29 protein-coding genes and 1 tRNA gene are annotated in these 16,862 nt (G+C 62.3%); 7 read left to right on the forward strand and 23 right to left on the reverse strand.

The genetic code is table 11. The annotated features are described in order from the left end of the window. Window positions 1-139: 139 nt before the first annotated feature. The 5 genes from ACFOHJ_RS14225 to ACFOHJ_RS14245 all read right to left on the reverse strand — a co-directional run bounded on the left by ACFOHJ_RS14225 (window position 140) and on the right by ACFOHJ_RS14245 (window position 4,362). Window positions 140-1,405, reverse strand: a complete 1,266-nt coding sequence (locus ACFOHJ_RS14225; protein ID WP_378221597.1) for a phage portal protein — start codon at window positions 1,403-1,405, stop codon at window positions 140-142. Beyond that, the gene (locus ACFOHJ_RS14230; RefSeq protein ID WP_378221599.1) at window positions 1,402-3,126 is read right to left on the reverse strand and encodes a terminase large subunit; all 1,725 of its coding nucleotides are present in this window, start codon (window positions 3,124-3,126) and stop codon (window positions 1,402-1,404) included. Before ACFOHJ_RS14230 ends, ACFOHJ_RS14225 begins: the two co-directional genes overlap by 4 nt. After that, on the reverse strand, window positions 3,123-3,551 hold the full coding sequence (locus ACFOHJ_RS14235; RefSeq protein ID WP_378221601.1) for a hypothetical protein: 429 nt from the start codon (window positions 3,549-3,551) through the stop codon (window positions 3,123-3,125). The genes ACFOHJ_RS14230 and ACFOHJ_RS14235 overlap by 4 nt, the downstream gene beginning before the upstream one ends. Before the next feature lie 173 nt (window positions 3,552-3,724). Next, window positions 3,725-3,955, reverse strand: a complete 231-nt coding sequence (locus tag ACFOHJ_RS14240; protein ID WP_378221603.1) for a hypothetical protein — start codon at window positions 3,953-3,955, stop codon at window positions 3,725-3,727. An 11-nt stretch (window positions 3,956-3,966) separates the two neighbouring features. Next, complete coding sequence (locus ACFOHJ_RS14245) at window positions 3,967-4,362, reverse strand: HNH endonuclease (RefSeq protein ID WP_378221604.1); 396 nt, start codon at window positions 4,360-4,362, stop codon at window positions 3,967-3,969. Window positions 4,363-4,405: 43 nt separating this feature from the next. Between ACFOHJ_RS14245 and ACFOHJ_RS14250 the strand changes: the two genes are divergently transcribed. Continuing rightward, complete coding sequence (locus tag ACFOHJ_RS14250) at window positions 4,406-4,645, forward strand: hypothetical protein (protein WP_378221606.1); 240 nt, start codon at window positions 4,406-4,408, stop codon at window positions 4,643-4,645. 19 nt (window positions 4,646-4,664) lie between these two features. Here the strand turns inward: ACFOHJ_RS14250 and ACFOHJ_RS14255 are convergent, their stop codons facing one another. Then, on the reverse strand, window positions 4,665-4,886 hold the full coding sequence (locus tag ACFOHJ_RS14255) for a TraR/DksA C4-type zinc finger protein (RefSeq protein ID WP_378221608.1): 222 nt from the start codon (window positions 4,884-4,886) through the stop codon (window positions 4,665-4,667). Window positions 4,887-4,976: 90 nt separating this feature from the next. Here ACFOHJ_RS14255 and ACFOHJ_RS14260 point away from each other — a divergent pair, with 90 nt between their 5' ends. Next, a complete protein-coding gene (locus ACFOHJ_RS14260) occupies window positions 4,977-5,123 on the forward strand; it encodes a hypothetical protein (RefSeq protein WP_378221610.1) in 147 nt (48 codons plus the stop codon). Window positions 5,124-5,192: 69 nt separating this feature from the next. Here the strand turns inward: ACFOHJ_RS14260 and ACFOHJ_RS14265 are convergent, their stop codons facing one another. From ACFOHJ_RS14265 to ACFOHJ_RS14335, 15 genes are all read right to left on the reverse strand, one after another. Then, a complete protein-coding gene (locus ACFOHJ_RS14265; RefSeq protein ID WP_378221611.1) occupies window positions 5,193-5,405 on the reverse strand; it encodes a hypothetical protein in 213 nt (70 codons plus the stop codon). Between the two features lie 507 nt (window positions 5,406-5,912). Continuing rightward, window positions 5,913-6,566: a hypothetical protein gene (locus ACFOHJ_RS14270; protein ID WP_378221613.1), complete on the reverse strand. Its 654-nt coding sequence runs from the start codon at window positions 6,564-6,566 to the stop codon at window positions 5,913-5,915. After that, window positions 6,538-6,963, reverse strand: a complete 426-nt coding sequence (locus ACFOHJ_RS14275) for a hypothetical protein (protein WP_378221615.1) — start codon at window positions 6,961-6,963, stop codon at window positions 6,538-6,540. The genes ACFOHJ_RS14270 and ACFOHJ_RS14275 overlap by 29 nt, the downstream gene beginning before the upstream one ends. Further along, window positions 6,960-7,625: a ribonuclease H family protein gene (locus ACFOHJ_RS14280; protein ID WP_378221616.1), complete on the reverse strand. Its 666-nt coding sequence runs from the start codon at window positions 7,623-7,625 to the stop codon at window positions 6,960-6,962. The genes ACFOHJ_RS14275 and ACFOHJ_RS14280 overlap by 4 nt, the downstream gene beginning before the upstream one ends. 14 nt (window positions 7,626-7,639) lie before the next feature. Continuing rightward, on the reverse strand, window positions 7,640-7,825 hold the full coding sequence (locus tag ACFOHJ_RS14285; protein WP_378221617.1) for a hypothetical protein: 186 nt from the start codon (window positions 7,823-7,825) through the stop codon (window positions 7,640-7,642). Window positions 7,826-7,913: 88 nt separating this feature from the next. Beyond that, window positions 7,914-8,189: a DUF6074 family protein gene (locus ACFOHJ_RS14290; protein ID WP_378221619.1), complete on the reverse strand. Its 276-nt coding sequence runs from the start codon at window positions 8,187-8,189 to the stop codon at window positions 7,914-7,916. Further along, window positions 8,186-9,508, reverse strand: coding sequence for an AAA family ATPase (locus tag ACFOHJ_RS14295; protein ID WP_378221621.1), 1,323 nt, complete (start codon window positions 9,506-9,508; stop codon window positions 8,186-8,188). Before ACFOHJ_RS14295 ends, ACFOHJ_RS14290 begins: the two co-directional genes overlap by 4 nt. A 3-nt stretch (window positions 9,509-9,511) precedes the next feature. Further along, window positions 9,512-9,709, reverse strand: a complete 198-nt coding sequence (locus tag ACFOHJ_RS14300; RefSeq protein WP_378221622.1) for a hypothetical protein — start codon at window positions 9,707-9,709, stop codon at window positions 9,512-9,514. Between the two features lie 112 nt (window positions 9,710-9,821). Continuing rightward, window positions 9,822-10,031 (reverse strand): hypothetical protein, encoded by a 210-nt coding sequence (locus tag ACFOHJ_RS14305; protein WP_378221623.1) that lies wholly within the window; start codon window positions 10,029-10,031, stop codon window positions 9,822-9,824. After that, window positions 10,024-10,275: a hypothetical protein gene (locus ACFOHJ_RS14310; RefSeq protein ID WP_378221625.1), complete on the reverse strand. Its 252-nt coding sequence runs from the start codon at window positions 10,273-10,275 to the stop codon at window positions 10,024-10,026. Before ACFOHJ_RS14310 ends, ACFOHJ_RS14305 begins: the two co-directional genes overlap by 8 nt. Next, entirely contained in the window at window positions 10,268-10,690 is a 423-nt protein-coding gene (locus ACFOHJ_RS14315; protein ID WP_378221626.1) for a hypothetical protein, read from the reverse strand. The genes ACFOHJ_RS14310 and ACFOHJ_RS14315 overlap by 8 nt, the downstream gene beginning before the upstream one ends. An 80-nt stretch (window positions 10,691-10,770) precedes the next feature. Next, the gene (locus tag ACFOHJ_RS14320; RefSeq protein ID WP_378221628.1) at window positions 10,771-11,061 is read right to left on the reverse strand and encodes a twin-arginine translocation signal domain-containing protein; all 291 of its coding nucleotides are present in this window, start codon (window positions 11,059-11,061) and stop codon (window positions 10,771-10,773) included. Next, window positions 11,058-11,390, reverse strand: coding sequence for a hypothetical protein (locus ACFOHJ_RS14325; protein WP_378221630.1), 333 nt, complete (start codon window positions 11,388-11,390; stop codon window positions 11,058-11,060). Before ACFOHJ_RS14325 ends, ACFOHJ_RS14320 begins: the two co-directional genes overlap by 4 nt. Next, window positions 11,387-11,557 carry a hypothetical protein gene (locus tag ACFOHJ_RS14330; protein ID WP_378221631.1) on the reverse strand — a complete coding sequence of 57 codons (171 nt, stop codon included), beginning with the start codon at window positions 11,555-11,557 and terminating at the stop codon, window positions 11,387-11,389. Before ACFOHJ_RS14330 ends, ACFOHJ_RS14325 begins: the two co-directional genes overlap by 4 nt. Further along, the gene (locus tag ACFOHJ_RS14335) at window positions 11,554-11,760 is read right to left on the reverse strand and encodes a DNA-binding protein (protein WP_378221633.1); all 207 of its coding nucleotides are present in this window, start codon (window positions 11,758-11,760) and stop codon (window positions 11,554-11,556) included. The genes ACFOHJ_RS14330 and ACFOHJ_RS14335 overlap by 4 nt, the downstream gene beginning before the upstream one ends. Before the next feature lie 112 nt (window positions 11,761-11,872). On the opposite strand from ACFOHJ_RS14335, the gene ACFOHJ_RS14340 reads away from it, so the two are divergent. From ACFOHJ_RS14340 to ACFOHJ_RS14350, 3 genes are all read left to right on the forward strand, one after another. Beyond that, complete coding sequence (locus ACFOHJ_RS14340; RefSeq protein ID WP_378221635.1) at window positions 11,873-12,367, forward strand: hypothetical protein; 495 nt, start codon at window positions 11,873-11,875, stop codon at window positions 12,365-12,367. Beyond that, a complete protein-coding gene (locus ACFOHJ_RS14345) occupies window positions 12,364-13,521 on the forward strand; it encodes a tyrosine-type recombinase/integrase (RefSeq protein WP_378221636.1) in 1,158 nt (385 codons plus the stop codon). Before ACFOHJ_RS14340 ends, ACFOHJ_RS14345 begins: the two co-directional genes overlap by 4 nt. Before the next feature lie 80 nt (window positions 13,522-13,601). Further along, window positions 13,602-13,691 (forward strand) — tRNA-Ser (locus tag ACFOHJ_RS14350). Between the two features lie 73 nt (window positions 13,692-13,764). Here the strand turns inward: ACFOHJ_RS14350 and ACFOHJ_RS14355 are convergent. Both ACFOHJ_RS14355 and ACFOHJ_RS14360 read right to left on the reverse strand, forming a co-directional pair. Further along, window positions 13,765-14,214 carry a GNAT family N-acetyltransferase gene (locus ACFOHJ_RS14355; protein WP_378221637.1) on the reverse strand — a complete coding sequence of 150 codons (450 nt, stop codon included), beginning with the start codon at window positions 14,212-14,214 and terminating at the stop codon, window positions 13,765-13,767. Window positions 14,215-14,264: 50 nt separating this feature from the next. Beyond that, the gene (locus ACFOHJ_RS14360; protein ID WP_378221639.1) at window positions 14,265-14,477 is read right to left on the reverse strand and encodes a DUF4287 domain-containing protein; all 213 of its coding nucleotides are present in this window, start codon (window positions 14,475-14,477) and stop codon (window positions 14,265-14,267) included. A gap of 237 nt (window positions 14,478-14,714) precedes the next feature. Between ACFOHJ_RS14360 and ACFOHJ_RS14365 the strand changes: the two genes are divergently transcribed. After that, window positions 14,715-16,253 (forward strand): sensor histidine kinase, encoded by a 1,539-nt coding sequence (locus ACFOHJ_RS14365; RefSeq protein ID WP_378221641.1) that lies wholly within the window; start codon window positions 14,715-14,717, stop codon window positions 16,251-16,253. Next, a complete protein-coding gene (locus tag ACFOHJ_RS14370; RefSeq protein ID WP_378221643.1) occupies window positions 16,250-16,858 on the forward strand; it encodes a response regulator transcription factor in 609 nt (202 codons plus the stop codon). Before ACFOHJ_RS14365 ends, ACFOHJ_RS14370 begins: the two co-directional genes overlap by 4 nt. Window positions 16,859-16,862 lie beyond the last annotated feature (4 nt).

A 16,862-nucleotide genomic window follows, 5' to 3' on the forward strand; every position in this document is an offset into this window, starting at 1 on the left:
GCGCGCCACGACCTCACTGAACCAACCGCCAATATCTGCAACCTCGCCGAACACGGCGGCATAGCCGGTCACGGTCATTTTGCCGTTGGCGTCGGCCCGATACTCGACCGGCCGGACAAGCGAGCGCTTTTCGGCGCCCTCAGGCTTCTGGCTCATTGCCATCTCCATTTTCGGTTTTCGGCTCAGCCGGGGCAGGCTTCAACGGCTGCTTGCCGAGCACGACAGTCGCACCCTGCACCAGCAGTTCGTCGGCATCCGGATTCCCGTGCTTCGGCCTGTTCTCCAGGGCGCGGGCTTCGTTTGGCGTGATCTGCGCCGTCTGGATCGCGCGGGCGATGCCCTCGATGCGGCTCTTGAAGTCGCCGCGCTGCAGCCCGTCGAGGTTGTGTTCGACATAGCGGCCAGACCTGCCGCGGCCAAACAGCTTCAGATTGGCCTCGTCCTCGAAGGCCTTCGCCCACTGGCTGATCAGGTGTTTGACCAGATGGAGATCCTGCTGCTCGACGTTGGCGAATGTGCCCTTGCTCAAGTCCTGCAGGAAGGCTGGCGGCAGCTGCCAGGCTCGGGCGATCTCCTGTATTTGGAAGAGGCGAGCCTCTGTCATCTGCCCTTTGTCGGGCTCGTACCCGACCGGCTTCAACTCATGTCCAGGCGGGATCGGCACGATGTTCTTGCCACTGGAATGTGCCTCGTCGATGGCACGGCGCGTATCGGACAGCGCTCGCTTCAGACCGTCGGCACCCTGCGGCAACGGCCCGACGAGCGCTAGCGGGGGCACACCGCCACCGGCAAAGAAGTTCGAGCCATATTCGTTCATGGCGAGCGCCAGCTGGATCGCCTTTGCGGCCATGCGCACCGGGCCGTAGTGGCCGACCTGATCTTCCCTCAGCATGAAGGGGATATCGATCACATCGGCGGCCGGATACGTCTTGTCTTCGAACTTGTAGACCAGGTCGAACCCCACCCGCTTCACGGTCGTTTTGCGCGGGTCCATCGGCCACAGAGCTTCGATGGCCGACCCGTTGCGCTCGACCCATGCAAGCCCACGTCCGCCGGTGAACACCTGCTGCCAGAAATACTGGCGGAACTTGAACGAGCCCATGAGGTCGTTCGGTGCATCGTGGATCGTTGTTGCCGTCTTGCCCGTCAGCCTCGTCGCACCGTCCTTACCTTCACGATAGGCGTGCAGCGGCAAAGTCGCCATCGTGCGGGACAGGAACGCGACTGCGGCCAGAACGGCCGGCACGGTCAGCGCGCGGTCGATCGTGACGGCCGGCAGCTTGACCGAGTCCAGTCCGAAAAAGGCCATGAACTCCGCCGTCTGCGATACCGGAACCGCAGGGTTCTCAATGCTAGCCGACCGCGCTTCACTAGCGCCGCGGCTGATTTCCAAACCGATCTTCATGCGCCTACCAGACTGAAGTTGGGATCGTCCCACGGGGACGTGGGCGGAGCGAACGCTGCAGGATTCCGGCTCATCAGCTTTGCCGCGTTGAGCATGGCTATGAACGGGTCGATTTTGGCCGTACCCGACGTCTGCTTTGTGATCGCGCGAGCGGAGCCCTTGAGGATCTCTTTGGCGTTGCCGACCGCCCACGTCATCAGAGCCTGGCCAGCGTGCTTCAGTGTGCCGTCGGCCAGCTTGCGAGCCACGCCCACGATAACGTCGTTCAGAAAGCCGCCCTGGCCGATGCCGGTGATCGTCCCGCCATTCGCGTCCGTTTGGAACTCGGCGGCAATGAGAGCGTCCACCAGCGCCGGCAGACCGAGTTTATCGACGCCGATCCCTTCCTTTTCGGGCAGCAGGCCGGCGTCGCGCACCTGACAGCAGATCGCGACGACTTCCTCCAGGTCCTGTGTCGGCTTCTGGCAGAATACCAGTTCCGGCGGCTCGGCCTTGGCGAAGTCGCGAAGCTGCTCGGCAATCTCCTTGCGCCGCTTGAGCACGATCGGGTGCGCCCATGCCTTCGACCAGACCAGCCAATGGCGGGTTTCCTTCTCCCGCCCGACTACGGTCAGCCCGAGAAGGTCATCAAGACCGCCCCCGTCGATGCCGATCGTCGCGACCTCGCAGCGCTCCAGCAGGCTTTCGAGCGTCAGGCCGGGCTCGACCGCAGCTTCCCAATAGTCGGTCCCCGACCAGCGATCCCGCCGGTTCCGCAATCCGATCTCGACGTTCAGGTGCTTGGCAAGAAACGTCTGGAGGTCTTCGCCTTCCTCGCCTTCGCCGCGCAGCAGCTGCCTCAGCTTGTTCTCGAGCCAGGACTGTCGCACCGACCGGCCGAGGTTCGGGTTGGTCATGTAGAACGTCTTCGGGTCGAGGTGCTCCTCGGCCTCGATCATCTCCTGCGGGTGCTCATAGATGACGGGAAGGAACCGAGGATCCTCGATCACACCGTCACGTACGTCGCGCGCGTATTCCAGCTTCTCCTTGAACACACCAACCGGCGGCTCGTCGCTCTGGGTAGACAGATAGATGACGAAGCCCTCCGGGCGCGATGCCAGGCCGCCCGTCGCTTCCTGCAGCATTGCGCCGGCGCCGTCCCGCTTACCGAACATCCAGAGTTCGTCGACCAGAACAAACGCCGCCTTCTTGCCGCCGACCGTTTCCGAATCCGCGGCCACGATCTTCAAGACCGCATTGGTGCGCCGGTGCCTGATCGTGCGGACGTTCTCCTGCACATGCATCAGATCGAGCAGTTCCGGATCGGCGTAGACCATGTCGCGCGCGGGCTCGAACGAGTTCTTCGCGATCTCGATCGTCGGCGCCAGAATGTTCAACTCTGCCGAGAGCCGCCAGTTGCGGATCAGTGCCGTGAGCATGATGCCGGCAGCGATGGTGCTCTTCGTGTTCTTCTTGCTGATGAGTAGGAAGAACTCTTCGATCAGCCGTTCGGCCGTGCCGTGGTCGTAGGCGCCGAAGATTGCCCGGACGAAGCCAAACACCCACTCGTCGCTACACTCGCCGAAGGTCGGACTGCCGGCGATGTCGACGACGCGCAGCGACTTGAAGACGGAAAGCGCCGCCTCGGCCTCGTCGGGAAACAGCGGATCGAACGGGATGAGCGAACGACCCTCAACGATCCTTTCCCGCCAGTCGGGACAGGCAGTGCTCCATTTCCTCATTTGCCGTTGTTGACGACCAGCTTCGGCGGCGCGGGCGTAGCGAACTTGCCACCCACGTTCTCAGCGGCGATCCTGCGCTCTTCCTTCTTGCCCAGCTTGGGCGCTTTCGTCTCGCGCGCCTTGACCGCGTCGGCAGCGCTGGCAACCCGCCCCATTTCCTCCAGCTTCTTGATCGCCGCGACATTCTTCGACGAAGCGGCCTCGAACAGGTAGCCGATCACCTCTCGCCGGCGGTTGGCATGTCCGTTCTCCAGTTCCTCGCCGAAGTGCTTCCGCAGCGTGCCGACGTCGATCCCGAGCGAGCGCGCAATCGTGTTTTCGCTCTCGCCGCAGAACTTCATCTGCTCGACCGTCTCTCGCTCCTTCAGCGTCGGACGATATGCTGGCCGCCCACGTTTGGCGGGCGCGTCCTTAGATTTTTCCATGGATCACCGAATTCCAGCCGAAATTCCGAGCCGGCAGAAAAAATTGTGCAAATGCGGGGGGCGCGGGTCTAGGCGTCGAGGCCTTCCAGACTTTGACCTACCCCCCCTCCCGAGTGGATGGCCCGCCATTCGGCCACAGGAGGCGCAGGAGGCGCTTTCGCCAATGGGGCGGATCATTTCACCGGATGCATCACGATCGTTCTGGTGCTGCCCGCATCCCTGACCTCACAGGTCATGAACACACTGCTGCCCAATGCCACGTCTTCGCTCTCCATTACCAAGCGCACCGTGCCGTCATGCTCGCTCTTCTGCGATCCGACGACGCGATACGTCGAGGGGAACAACGTCAACGCCTGCGGGAGGAGACGAGCGTCTACGTCTATGATTGCCGTGCCCTTGGCCATGCTTTTTTCGCTCAATACCACACACCCTTGATCTCGCCCTGCTCGGCCTTCTGCTTCTCGCTGTCGTGGTAGGCCTTCGACACTGCCATCAGGTTCGCCTCATCCCAGAACAGGTCCGGGTCGCCGCGGTGCGGCTTGATGTGGTCCACCACCGGACTGTTCGGTGCCGGGTGCTTGCCGATCAGCAGCACGCCGGTGCGCTGGCAGGTGTAGAGGTCGCGCTGTAGCACCTGGCGGCGAAGCGCCTGCCATCGAGATGTCTTGTACCATTCCCGCCATGGGGCGGTCGCTGCCCGCTGCTGGTCGCGCTCAGGGCCGGTATGGGCCTGGCTGGCGAAGCGGGAGGCGATGCCGCCAAGCCGTGGCCCAATCGTCTTAAGAGATACTCCCTTGCCGCCGCGTGCCACCTTTGATTACCTTTGATTGTTTTCACATATGGGCATGGGGAAAATGGCACACGAAATTCATCTCGAAACGAACGTCAATCAGGTGGTGAACAAGGACGTCACCATTACCGTCAAGACCGGGACCAAGGCGAAGCTCAACAAGCTGGGGTCGCTCTTGATCAGCAAAGGCAACATCGAGTGGATACCCGCCAAGAATTCTGCCAACAAATACCGTATGTCTTGGGCAGACCTTGGCAAACTGATTGCCGAAAACGGCAAGCAGGTCAAAATCAACGGCGGCTAACTTCGCGCCACTCCTGCTCTCACCGCCGAATGATGGCGATGTCGTCGTCCCTCATCGTTTCCAGCATTTTGCGGTGACGGCGCTCGCGGGCCTTCTCGCATGAGATGCAGCGCCGAGCCTTGGGCTGCACCTGCAACCGGGCCGTCTCGATATCGTCACCGCAGTCGCCGCACATGCGAGGCTTGGGTAGCGCTTTGCCGAGCTTCTGCCGGCCGCGCGCCAGACTGACGACGTTGCCCATGTATGTCCGCCGCTCCTGATAGGGTGCGAGGTCCAATTTTAGTGATCCCGTCAACCGGCCTTTAGCCGGGAGCGCGTACCGTGAACCACCATGGACGCTACCGACATAATAATATCCGCCGCGATCATGCTGATCGGCGAGAAGTGGAAAACAGTCCTCGTCCTCGTGCTGTTGGCTGGCGCTTTCTTTGGCGCCTACTACCATTCCGATATTCTGGCCTGGGTGAAAGCCCTCTAGATCATTGATCCGGAGCCGCGTCCCGGGCTGCGGAGCCTAACCTCTCTGGCTGTATGGGTGCGAGGCGGGCTACGCGACCGCGCCCATGATGCGGAGATTGCGCTCGCGCCTGCGCTGCCGCTTTGCCTCCGCAGCGGCGATGCGTGCCTGTGCTGCCGTTCTTTCGGCTCTCGACAGGCGCGGCCGTGCCGGTGGGATGATCGGGTTGGAAAGGTCGATCTCACGCCGCGAGGTAATCCGGGGGGCGGCTTTCGCCAGGCCGATGGACGCAAAGGTGCTCATCGACGCCGCCAGCATGGCAGCGCCTGCAAAGGATAGGCGCATAGAGGATCCTTCCGAAATGCTGCAAGGCGGGTTGCCGGACTGAAACCGGCTGTTGCGGCGGATTATCCTGACCGCGTTCGCCTCGCCTCGCTGCGAGGAGTGCCGAGCGCCATCCCCTGCGGGAAAGTCGGCCATCAAGGCACCAGTGTGTGCCGCTCCTCGCTACACCGTCTTGCGACGGCGGTTGAATGGGCGGGGGCCTCTCTTACGGACCTCACGGCTTGCGCCCTCCTGACAGGAGCGACCTGTTTCGCTGGATGCGCCCAACTCTGCGCCCGCTCCCCTATCCTGCCGAGTGGCAGGAACGCACACCATCCGGTGACAGTTCGGGGAAGCGTGGCGACTTTCGTGCAGATTTTGCACATAAATGACAGGACGGGCGGGCCTTGGCGTTGGCCTCTTACCTTCCGTCGCTCGCCCGCTGTGGTGGGCCCGTCCTGATCTCTATCCGCCGTGACGGAAACTCTATGCCGACTTCCGCCGGGCCTTCTGCTTTTGCAGCCGTTTGTTCGATTTGGTGATGGCCTTGGCGAGCTCGCGCATCAACACAGGGTCATCGATATGAACCGGTACCGCATCGTCAGCCCGTTCGAACGTGGGTCGCGACATCTTAGCCAGATCGATACCCGAAACCCGCAACATTGGCGACACCCGACTCCAGTTGGGCACGTGTAACGATCTTGCGCTTTTGCAAAAATATTGCGCAATGCCGTTGATTTCAGCGTCTACCCAGCGCTGCGGCGTCCTACGATTTGCCTGTGTTTTGTCGCAGAAATTTCGGAACGAGCCCCACGTGCTGGCCCCGGCCATGCAGGCGGCATACTGCCCGAGCACGTAGCGGTGTGCATCATCTGTGACCAAATCGGGCAGCCACGAGTGATAGACTTCCTCGGCTCGGGATATCGCCGAAGCCGACGGCCGGTATCGCAGGCTGACCTCACTGTAATCCAGCGCCGCTTCCGGCCAGAATCCGCTCCTGTCGCTCGGGCTCAGACCGCGCAACTGGATATGCTGGAAGGTGTCGGCAGCCTCTATAAGCCTCGCCCTTACGACCAGGTGTATATCGGCAAGGTCCGCAGCAGCGGCCCAATCAAACCGCAAGCCGGTGCTCTGGTTCATCGAGGATCGCTTCCAGTCTTTTGAAGATGAGGGTACGCAGTGTCGCTCGTACGGGCCAAGGTCGGAGTTTTACCGCCTCACCACGTAGCACGCCAAGCGGAATGGCATCGAATGCTTCCATAAGTTCCCCAGCGCGCTCCATGGCCCAATCCGGCCGCTGGACCAGGATGTCGGATATGGCGCCGATTGTTTCCGACCAGAGCTCATCCCGGTTGTTCCTTGTCTGCCGGATACAGCGCAGGACGAAAATCAGGTGACCGTCGCCGTACTGGTTGCGGATTTCATGCATGGTGCCGCGGGCATGGCTCTGTGCGGCCGCGCGCCGACGGTAGATCGGGACCAACTTGATCCCGAGCCCGTCGAGCAAAGTGTCCAGCTTTCCTTTCGGACTGCTCACCAGCCACCTCGCGCGCTGTAGTCGAGCTGTTCGTCAATGAGAGAACGGACGGGAGCGAGGACTGATTCGCGGCCCATCAGGCTCAGCTCGTCGGCGCGCTCGTTACCGATGATGCCGGCATGGCCCTTGACCCACTCCAACTGGATGGGGACGGCGGTCAGGGCCGCGTCCAGTTCCTTCCATAGCTCGAGGTTCGCAATGGTGCGGTTCTCTGGCTTGGCCTTGGGGCCGCCGCGTTGCCATCCCTTGCGCTTCCAGCCGTGCCGCCAACTGTTCGCACCGGACACGACGTACTGGCTGTCGCAGAACAGGCGCACGGAAACGGGGAAGCTGCCATCCATGGTAAGCGGCTTACCATCCATGGTAGCGATCCATCGCAGCGCCCTCAGCGCGCCGGTGAGCTCCATGATGTTGTTCGTGGTCGGGTTCGAGCCGCCGCAATCCGAATGGATCTCGACACCGTCGCGGTAGACCACGAAGCCCCAGCCGCCGGCGCCGGGGTTCGGCTCGCATGCTCCGTCGCAGTAGATCACGAGGCCGGGAGGCACGGCGCGCTCTATCCGATAATTGCTGCGCTTCGCCTTCCTGCAGCAATTTCCAGACAATCCAGCAATTTCGTGCAAGGGTGCTGCGGCAGCCCCGAATAGGTCGCGTTGCTTCATCCGTACGTGCCTGGTCACTTCCCGGATTTCTCCCGTTCCTCGCGCCTCCGGCGCTTTAGCCACTCTTCGCGGGTTTCGTTCATGCGGTCCCCGAAGTGCCGCCTCTTCGTCTCGACCGTCGTCTTGACGAGCGGCCTGCCGTACATGGCTTTCTCCACGCCGCGTTTCACATCCTCGGGAATGTCGTCTTCGTCCATCATGACCAAGCCCTCCCGAGGACGAAACCAAGACCCACGCCGCCGGCAAGCGTCAGGTAGAGCATCACGAGTACAATTCGGGCATCGCGCTTCATGCTTGAATCTCCCGTCGCACGGCCATTGCGTTGAGTTCGGCTTGCACGGCGTCCTGAAACGCCATGATCTGCCGGCGGACCTCGATCTCCTCCACACCGGCATCACGAAGGCTGCGAGCCATGTCCCTGCAAATGCGCTTCCAACCGCGTTCAGCGTAGATTCCGCCACGCACGACGTTGAGGAATTTAGCGGCACGGATCACTTCCACGCGCCGGCGGTCGGCAGGGAAAGCCACCACCTCGGCCTTGAAGAGGTCGAGTTGCGATATCATCGGCTAGCCCTCCGTGCGCCCATCAACCCGTCACCGTCACCGGCGCGCAAAGTCATAGTGGGGTCTTCGACCCCCGCACCCCGAGGAAGGACATTCGTCCTTCCGACCTCTCCATGGAGGACAGAGCTTCGTCCTTCGCCGTTTGCTCTATCTGGCTTTTGAAATGGAACTTCGTTCCCCTCGCTGCCCGTCCGCCCCGCACTGTCACCCCCTTCTATAGAAGGGGGGGTGGTGACGGTGACGGTGACGTTTTCGGGTTGAGGCGTCACCAAGGGTGTCACCATAGCGTCACTGGTGACGGTGACGGTGACGTTTTCACCGGAGATCGAAACAATGCCATCGTCGATCAATTGCCGGCGGTTCTTGCTAAAGACCTTCCGGCGGGTCTCGGGTGACTTGTCCGGCCACATCTCGTAGCAGGCATCCTGCCAGTTCGAAGCGTTTGTGGAACCGTTGGTGGAAATGCGGATCAGCACCCCGAGCATCTGGTCGGCGATGGTCTGCTTGCGTTGTTCTTTTGTCGCCTCTTCATCGGTCGCCGGCTCCAGCGCGCGAAGCTGTCGGATCACCTGCACCGAGATTGTGCCGCCTGCCGTCTCCAGGTCAGCACCAGCTATGTCATAGGCGAAGCGGGCGCCCTTCGGGCCGTTCCGCATCTTCTCGACCTCGACGAAGGTAACGCCGCCCTTGCCCTGGTTCACCCTTACGACGGCATCGGCGCGGTCGAAGAACACACGGCTGCCACGCATCCCGCTATTCTCGTTCTTGCCGGTGTGGTGAATGGACAGGAAGGCGCATTCCAGTTCGCGGGCGGTCCTGTCGGCATTGCTCATGTATTCCGACGCGGCGGTGGCGTCGTCCTGGCTTTTCGGCCCGAAACTAGCCGCCAGCGTGTCGACGATGACGGCGGCAATCGGCAGATTGAAATTCTTGGCGAGGGCCTGTGCGGCACCAACTACGGCAATCCGCGCAGAATTGCTGACAAGCCCGTCGGCCGGCGCTTCCATGATCGCTACGGGCAAGGTGGAAGGATCGAGGCCGAGTTCTCGCGCGGCAGCAACGAGGCGGACCTTTGCACCTTCAATATCTTCGCCGGCCACGTAGAGGACACTTCCGCGGCTGATCATCCTACCTGCCCACTGGAGCCCACCAGCCACGGCAACACCGGTTCGGATTGCGATGCCGGTTTTGCCGACTCCGCTCGGGCCGTAGATCAGGCAAGGACCAGCCGGGAGGACATCGGGAATGATGATCCGGCGGCGCGGCTTATCATGCAGCAGCCCACGTTCGATTTCTGCGATGGTGACAAATGCTGTCACAGGTCAGGATCCTTTCTGCTCGGCCGCGTTGGCATGACGGATGGCTTCAATCGCCTGCCGGGGCGTGAGCCCAAAACGATTGCGGAGTTCGGGAACGACGTGGCCCTGCCGTTGCCTGATGGTTTCGCGGTTCGCGACGTACCAGCGCGCCGCTGCGAATATGGCTTGCTCGGCCACCTGTTTTGAGATGGGAGCATTCATCGGCCAGCCCTTTCCAGAACGGCCGCTCGGCGGTCCATGTGGTGCCTATACGCCCGGGATTGAACCCGGGCGCGGCGTGCGTGGTAGTAGGCCAGGAGGGCGAGGAGGAGCCTCATTCGATGCCCTCCAAATCGCGCATCACGAGAATGAAGGTAAAGTCTTCCTCGATGGTGACGCGACAGGGGACGGAATGCATTTCCGACAGCATCGCGGAAAGAGCTTCCGCAGCGCGGCGTATCTGGTCGCCTCGCGTATCTGTCAGAGCGTTCGTGATGCAGGCTGGGAGAGCCGGCCCGCGCGGCTTGTGAGAGATGTCAGCCATTGACGCCTCCCCGCGAAGCTTTCTCGGCCAGGCCATAGGCGCGGATCAACAGATCACGGTTTTCAGGAGAGGCGTCGTCTTCCTCGCCGCCGTTACCGGCCTCCACCCATTCGGAAAAGCGATCGAAGCTGGCCAAGGCTTCTTCGAGGGTGACTTCGCCGAACCTGGAGTGGCTGCCGCGACCGTTCGCGAACCAGACCCTGCCGCCCATGCCGACCAGAACGAGATTGCAGAGGTCAGGCATTCGCGCCTCCCGCTTTCACCGCCTTCGCCATATCACGAGCGAGGCGGAACAGCATCCGCTCGGCGACGTCGGATGGCTTCGGGTCCAGCTCGAAATCGCCCTGATCGAAGGCTATGGCGGCCGCCTTGACGGCAAAGCCTTCCAGCGTCGTCGCCTTGACCCGGTGGATTGCCTTCATCAAGACGACGCACTCGTGGATCGCCGCATTGGTGCCATCGCTGACGGCCTTGTAGCCGGTGTCCCGATAGAGTTCCCGTTCGAGGGTGCGCTGCACCTCTGACCGATCACCGGGATTCTCCGGGATACCGGCGACAGCCAATTCCGCTTCGTATTTCTTGTAGGCGCTCTTGTAAGCACCATCGAAGGAACGCGCCTTCGCCTTGGCAGCTTCGAACTGCCGCCCGAGTTCGATCAACTTGGCGTCCGGGTGCGAGAGGTCAGCGACGATCGCCGGCAACTCGTCGAGAGGGCTTTCGGAACAGGTGCGAGCCACCTTCATGATTCACCCCCTTTCGGGGCGAACATGCCTTTATTGTCCATGAGGCGACCGCTGTAATGGATGCCGAGGCACCGGCAATCCTCGTTACCGGTATAGGACCCAATGACCTGCACGACGACGTTGCTCGCTCCGTCCACCTTGGCGAGACGTTCAAGCTCGCGCAGATGCCAGAGGGCCTTTTTGCGCGGCGTAATCTCCGCCTCAGCGGCTGCCACCGGAGCGGCGACGGCAGCGACAACGCCAGCCGAAGCGGTGTGGCGCAGGAAAATGCGACGGGTGATGCTCATGCCGACGCCCTCCCGTTCTGAGCGCGCTCAAGGGCGATCTCTGCCTCGGAAAGCCTCTCGCCAGCCAGATGGAGAACAGAGCGAAGGGCATCCTGCTCAGCGGCGTGATCGTCCCGATCCAGCGCTCCCGCAGCCATCCAGGCCGCGTGGATAAGGTACTGTGCGTCGTTGATGACGTCTTTCGCCCGATGGAGTGCGTCTTGCCGCTTGGGCGCGGCGATGTTATCTGTCGTCATGTTCTGAATGTCCTGCGATGGATTGTTGGAACCACGGTCCGGGGCGATGGCAGTCGCTGCCGGGCCATTTGCTTTCTGGAGGGTCGAGGTCACTTGCCCTCGCTTTCGAGGAAGGCTTCAACCTCCTCCAACGTGGCCGGGGTGGCCCGCACAACACCGTCACCGTTCTTGGTGGTGATGACGAAGTGTCCGGCATCTATCCGCGTGACAGAGAAGCCTTTGCGGCCGGCGTCTTCACGTATTTTCTGGAGGGTGCTCATGCCGCCCTCCCGATGGTTGCCCGCAGGCCAAGCTTTTCAGCCAGCGGCACGACCGGGACCATGATCCTGCCGCCGATCTTGATTGTTGGGATGTCGCCGCTCCTGGCGGCTTCGTAGGCTGCGTTTCGAGCAAGCCCGAAAAACAGCTTCCCGGCATCTGGGACCGAAATGGTCGGCCGGGAAAGGGCTTCATCAATTGTCATGCGGGATACTCCTTTCGTGCATATCGTGTGCACGAATGAAGGGGTGCCATGAATTTAACCGCCTTGCAACTATTTTGTGCGCACGATATGCACTTATCCCGGAGTGTTTATAATGGCCCGACCAAAGCTAGGTGACAGCGAGACAGAGCGGCTGCACCTGAAGATCACTGCCGATGAAATCTCGGCGATTGACGAGTGGCGTTATGAAAATCGCGTGCCGTCGAGGTCGGAAGCGGTTCGTCGTTTGGTTCAAATGGGACTGCAGGCGGATCATAGTTTCAACCACGTCAAAGCGCAGACAGATGGGACTTTCGAGTTCATCGCCGATCGAATTCAAACGCACGTCGTCAGGAAAAAAGCTGAGTCCGAAGGTGGTGCACGGCCAGGAACCAGCGTCAGGGATTTCGCGGATATGCTCATCGACACGCTTACGATGGTCGGTAACCTCGCTGGAACTGTGAGCGCCGCAGCACGAAAGGTTGAGATTATGAAGAGGGGTGGCGAAGTCACTGAGCTTATTCAACAGTCGAAGCATTTCGAGACCGTAACGAATAAGACTGCCGAGAGGGTATCCAAGATGTTTTCGAAGTTGGAGACTGACGAATGAAAGGCCACGTCCGCGAGCGCAGTCCTGGCAACTGGGCCATCGTCATCGACCTCTACGACGAAGACGGCAAGCGCCGGCGGAAGTGGCACACCTTCCACACGACATCGAAGCGCAGGGCCGAGGAAGAATGCGCCCGGCTGATCACGCTGATGACGTCGGGCAACTACGTCGAACCCAGCAAGCAGACCGTCGCGGAATACCTCGACGAGTGGCTGGACTTCGTCAAACCGTCGGTGTCTCCGAAGACGCATGAGCGCTACAGCGAGATATGCCGGAAGACGATCGTCCCGCAGATCGGGGACGTGATCCTGTCAAAGCTGAAAACGGACAAGATCGACGCTGCCTTTTCGAAGATGCTCACCTCGGGCCGCAGGAACGGAAAGGGAGGGCTTTCGCCCCGGACGGTCCATCATGCCCGCCGGGTGCTTATCAAGGCCCTCGGGCAGGCTGTGACCTGGGAACGGCTGACAAAGAACCCTGCACAGGCGACGACGCCCCCGAAGGTCGAGCGTAAGAAGATGCTCGCCTACGACGCCGAGCAGACGGCCCTGTTGTTGGAGGCGTTCCGCCCTACCCGCAGCTTCATCCCTGTGCTGCTTGCGGTCATGTGCGGCCTGCGCCGCGGCGAAGTTCTCGCGCTGCGCTGGCGCCATGTCGAGCTGGGTGACAATCGGAGGAGCCTGTCTGTCGAGGAAAGCGCCGAACAGACGAAGGAAGGGGTGCGCTACAAGGAACCGAAGTCGGGCAAGGCGCGCACGGTTTCCCTTTCGTCCACGGTCGTTGCTGAGTTGAAGGCACATCGCGCCAGGCAGGCGGAAGAGCAGTTGCGCCTTGGCCTTCGCCCCGACGGCGACAGCTTCGTCGTTGCCCAGGCGGACGGCAGCCCTATCCAGCCGCAGTCGCTGACGCATGAATGGGTCCGGTTGCTCGGGAAGACCACCCTGCCCCGTATCCGGTTCCACGACTTGCGCCACACACATGCCAGTCAGATGCTTGCGGCCGGCGTGCACCCGAAGGTTGCCAGCGAAAGACTCGGGCATTCGACGATCGGCATAACCCTCGACCTTTACAGCCACGTTATGCCAGGAATGCAGGCGGATGCTGCGGAACAGGTTGACGCTGCGATCAGGAGCGCGGTAAAGGCGAAGCCTTGAAAGGCGTTCGGTAGCAGAATGGTAGCAAAGGCGGGGAATACCTTGCCTCTCATGCCAGAAAAGCTAACGAAATCAACGCCGGAAGGGTGGCCGAGTGGTTTAAGGCAGCGGTCTTGAAAACCGCCGAGGCAGTGATGTCTCCGTGGGTTCGAATCCCACCCCTTCCGCCATTGGCCGACGACCACACGCGATAGCCCGATATATCTTGATGGTCAGCGACCGTGGCAGGCAATCTGTGCGGCTCTATGGCAGGTCCTTGAGCAGTTCCACCGCCGGCTCGAAATCAGTCGCGGTCGTTCCGGCAAACCGGTATCCAGAAGCTTCGTAGAACGGACGGGCTCGCTCGCCTGCTACGACGTGAAGCGTTCGTGCTCCGCGCGTGGCGGCGCGATGCTCGGCTTCGGCGAGCAGCTTCCTGCCTATTCCCGTTCGCCATAGCTTTGGTGCGACGAACAGGTCCTTCAGTTCGGCCTGCATGGCATCCCTGCCCGCAACGACCGTTGCAAAGCCCACGATCCGCCCGTCAAGCTCTGCGACAATGGCATGCGGCAGGTGCGCGACCGGAATCTCCCCCGCTTGCGGAAGTGACCGCAGTTCTTCAGCATGGTCTCCCCAGGCCAGCGAAGACTGCAGCTTGACCGCCCCGAGGGCATCCCTGTCCCCTGCATGAGCCTCTCGAATGAAAACGGCCATCGCAAGTCTCCCCATGCGAACAGCGGACGACAGGCCGCGTCGGGTCGCAGTCAGGCTGCCTTCCGCGACCGGTGATAGGCAACGAGCGCATTGGCGTGCCCGTGGCCCATGCCGTGATCCGACTTGAGCAACGAAACCAGTTCCATGTGCTTCCGCTCCTTCATCGTATCGATAAGCGCCAGCCAGTAAGATATTGGTTCTCCGTATGTCTTCTCGATGGAAGGAAAATACGAAGCCGGGCCTTTCACTTTTTCCGTAGCCATGCAGGAAACCTCGTAGCCGTCTTGAACAGGATCGGTGCCAGCATAGGAAGACGGCTAAGGCGTGCAATACCCAATGGCCGTTCAAATCGGATTCGCCAGGTCGGGTGCGTGCGGCAGACAAATGCGGACGGCGCCGACCGCAAGAAACTCACCGCTTCGCGAAAAACCGGATACGATGTAGCAGCAATATCGGCGGGTGATATTTCGATCGCGCGCATCAACCGCAAGAACGCGTCCATGGCAGGCAACAGTCGTCCAGTCCTCCAAAGCCCGCTCCGGCTGATCGCCCTTGGCCTGCTTCTACTGCTGGCCGCCGCCGGTGTTTTGGCGGTCGTGGAGCGCCAATCGCTGGTTGTCGAACTGGAGCAGGAAAGCATTGTCCTGCATCGCCTGGTGTCCCAGCGGGCCGATCAGCATGACGCCCACCTGACGGCGCTTTCGGCGCTTGCCACGGCGGCGCAGGGCGAGCGGCAGGACTTGTTCCTCGACGTCGCCGAGACCATCTCGCGCTTTTATCCCCGCATCGACGAGGTGCAGTTGGTCCCGCTCGACCCGCAAGCCAGGATCGTCGGCACGGCACCGATCGACGAAGCGCTTGCCGTCGCCATCCGCTCGGCAGCGAAAGCTTCGACCGGCAGCATCGCCCTGTTGCCCTACCCTGGCAAGCCGCACCACTACGTCATGGTCAAGCGCAGCCCCAATTCGGATGCGGCGCGCTACGGCCTGATGGTGGGCATCGATGCCGAAAAGCTGCTTGACGAGGCGGGACCGTTCTGGTCGCGGAGCGGCGTCGCGCTCACCTTGTCGATGCCCGACGGCGTTCCGTTCGTGAACCGGGGCGCCAGCACTGGTACACTCCGGTTTTCCAGGGTGCTGGGCAGCGCTTCGCAGCCCTTGCTTCTGGAAGCGGGAGTTGGAATCGGGCTTGCCGACCTGTTTCCTCCCCTCACCACCGGGTTGACCCTGCTGGGCGTGGCGCTTGCCTATGTCGCCGCCCTTTCTGCCCTGAGAGAGCGTGCGCGGACACGTCGGGCGGTCGAGCAGGCGCGGCTCAGCGCGCTGGATTCGCGCCTTGCCCATGCCTCGCGCGTCAATGCGCTGGGGGAAATGGCAAGCGGACTCGCCCACGAACTGACCCAGCCGCTGACCGCCATCCTCGCGCAGGCGCAGGCCGGGCGGCGCATGCTGGGGCAGGACAACACAGCGGCGCTGGCGCCCGTCCTCGACGATACGGTGACGCAGGCGCGCCGGGCTTCCGCCATTCTGGAGCGGTTTCGCAACTGGTCGCGGCCCCAGAAGGCGGCGCGGTTGGCCTTCGACCTGCGCGATGCCCTGAAAAACGTGGAAACCCTGCTTGGTCCCCAGGCTGCCAGCCAGGGCGTCACACTGGCCTTCGACACCCCCCCGTCCCCTGTCCACGTCACCGCCGACCCGGTGGAGATGGAGCAGATCGTGTTCAACCTGGTGCGCAACGCGATCGATGCCACGGCCGGCCAGGGCAATTCGGCCGAGGTGACGGTGACGCTGCGGCAGGCCGGGGCTGAAATGGTGCTGGACATTTCCGACAACGGTCCGGGGGTGCCCGCCGAGATACGCGCGCGCCTGTTCACGCCGTTCACCACGACCCGCACCGACGGCACGGGGCTCGGGCTCGCGTTGAGCCAGCGGCTGGCGGAGCGCGCCGGCGGAGAGATCGCGCTGGTCGACAGCGATGCCGGGGCGACCTTCCGTGTCGTGCTGCCGTGCAAGCAGGAACTGGCGGAGGCCGGAGAATGATCCATCCCGTCTATCTCGTGGACGACGACGAGGCGGTGCGCAAGGCGCTCACCCTGCTTTTGTCCACCGTCGGCATCAGCGTTACGGGCTTTGCCGACCCGCAGGCCTTTCTCGCGCAGGTGCCGAAGCTCGGGCCCGGTTGCCTGATCCTCGACATAAGGATGCCGGCGATCTCCGGCCTGAAATTGCAGGAGCGGCTCGCCGAACAAGGAATCGACTGGCCGACGATCGTCATTTCCGGCCATGGCGACATCGAGGCGTGCCGCCGGGCCTTCCGCAACGGCGCGGTGGACTTCCTGTCCAAGCCCATTGACGAGCAGGACCTGATCGATGCCATCCAGAAGGGGCAGGAAGCGCTGGCGCGCACGCTCAACCTCCGCGCCGAAAAGGCCGAGACGCTGGCGTTGCTGGCGGCCCTGACGCCGCGCGAGAGCGAGGTGCTCGACCGCATCGCCGAGGGTTTCACCACCCGCCAGATCGCGGAAGGGCTCGGCCTCTCGCCGCGCACGGTGGAAAGCCATCGCGCCGCCATCGGGGCCAAGCTCGGCACGACCTCGCAGGCCGAGATGACGCGGCTATGGTTGGAGGGACGCGAGGCTCCGTAGAACT

Origin of the sequence: Aquamicrobium soli (genome assembly GCF_042646345.1) — a bacterium.
GTDB lineage: Bacteria > Pseudomonadota > Alphaproteobacteria > Rhizobiales > Rhizobiaceae > Mesorhizobium > Mesorhizobium soli_A.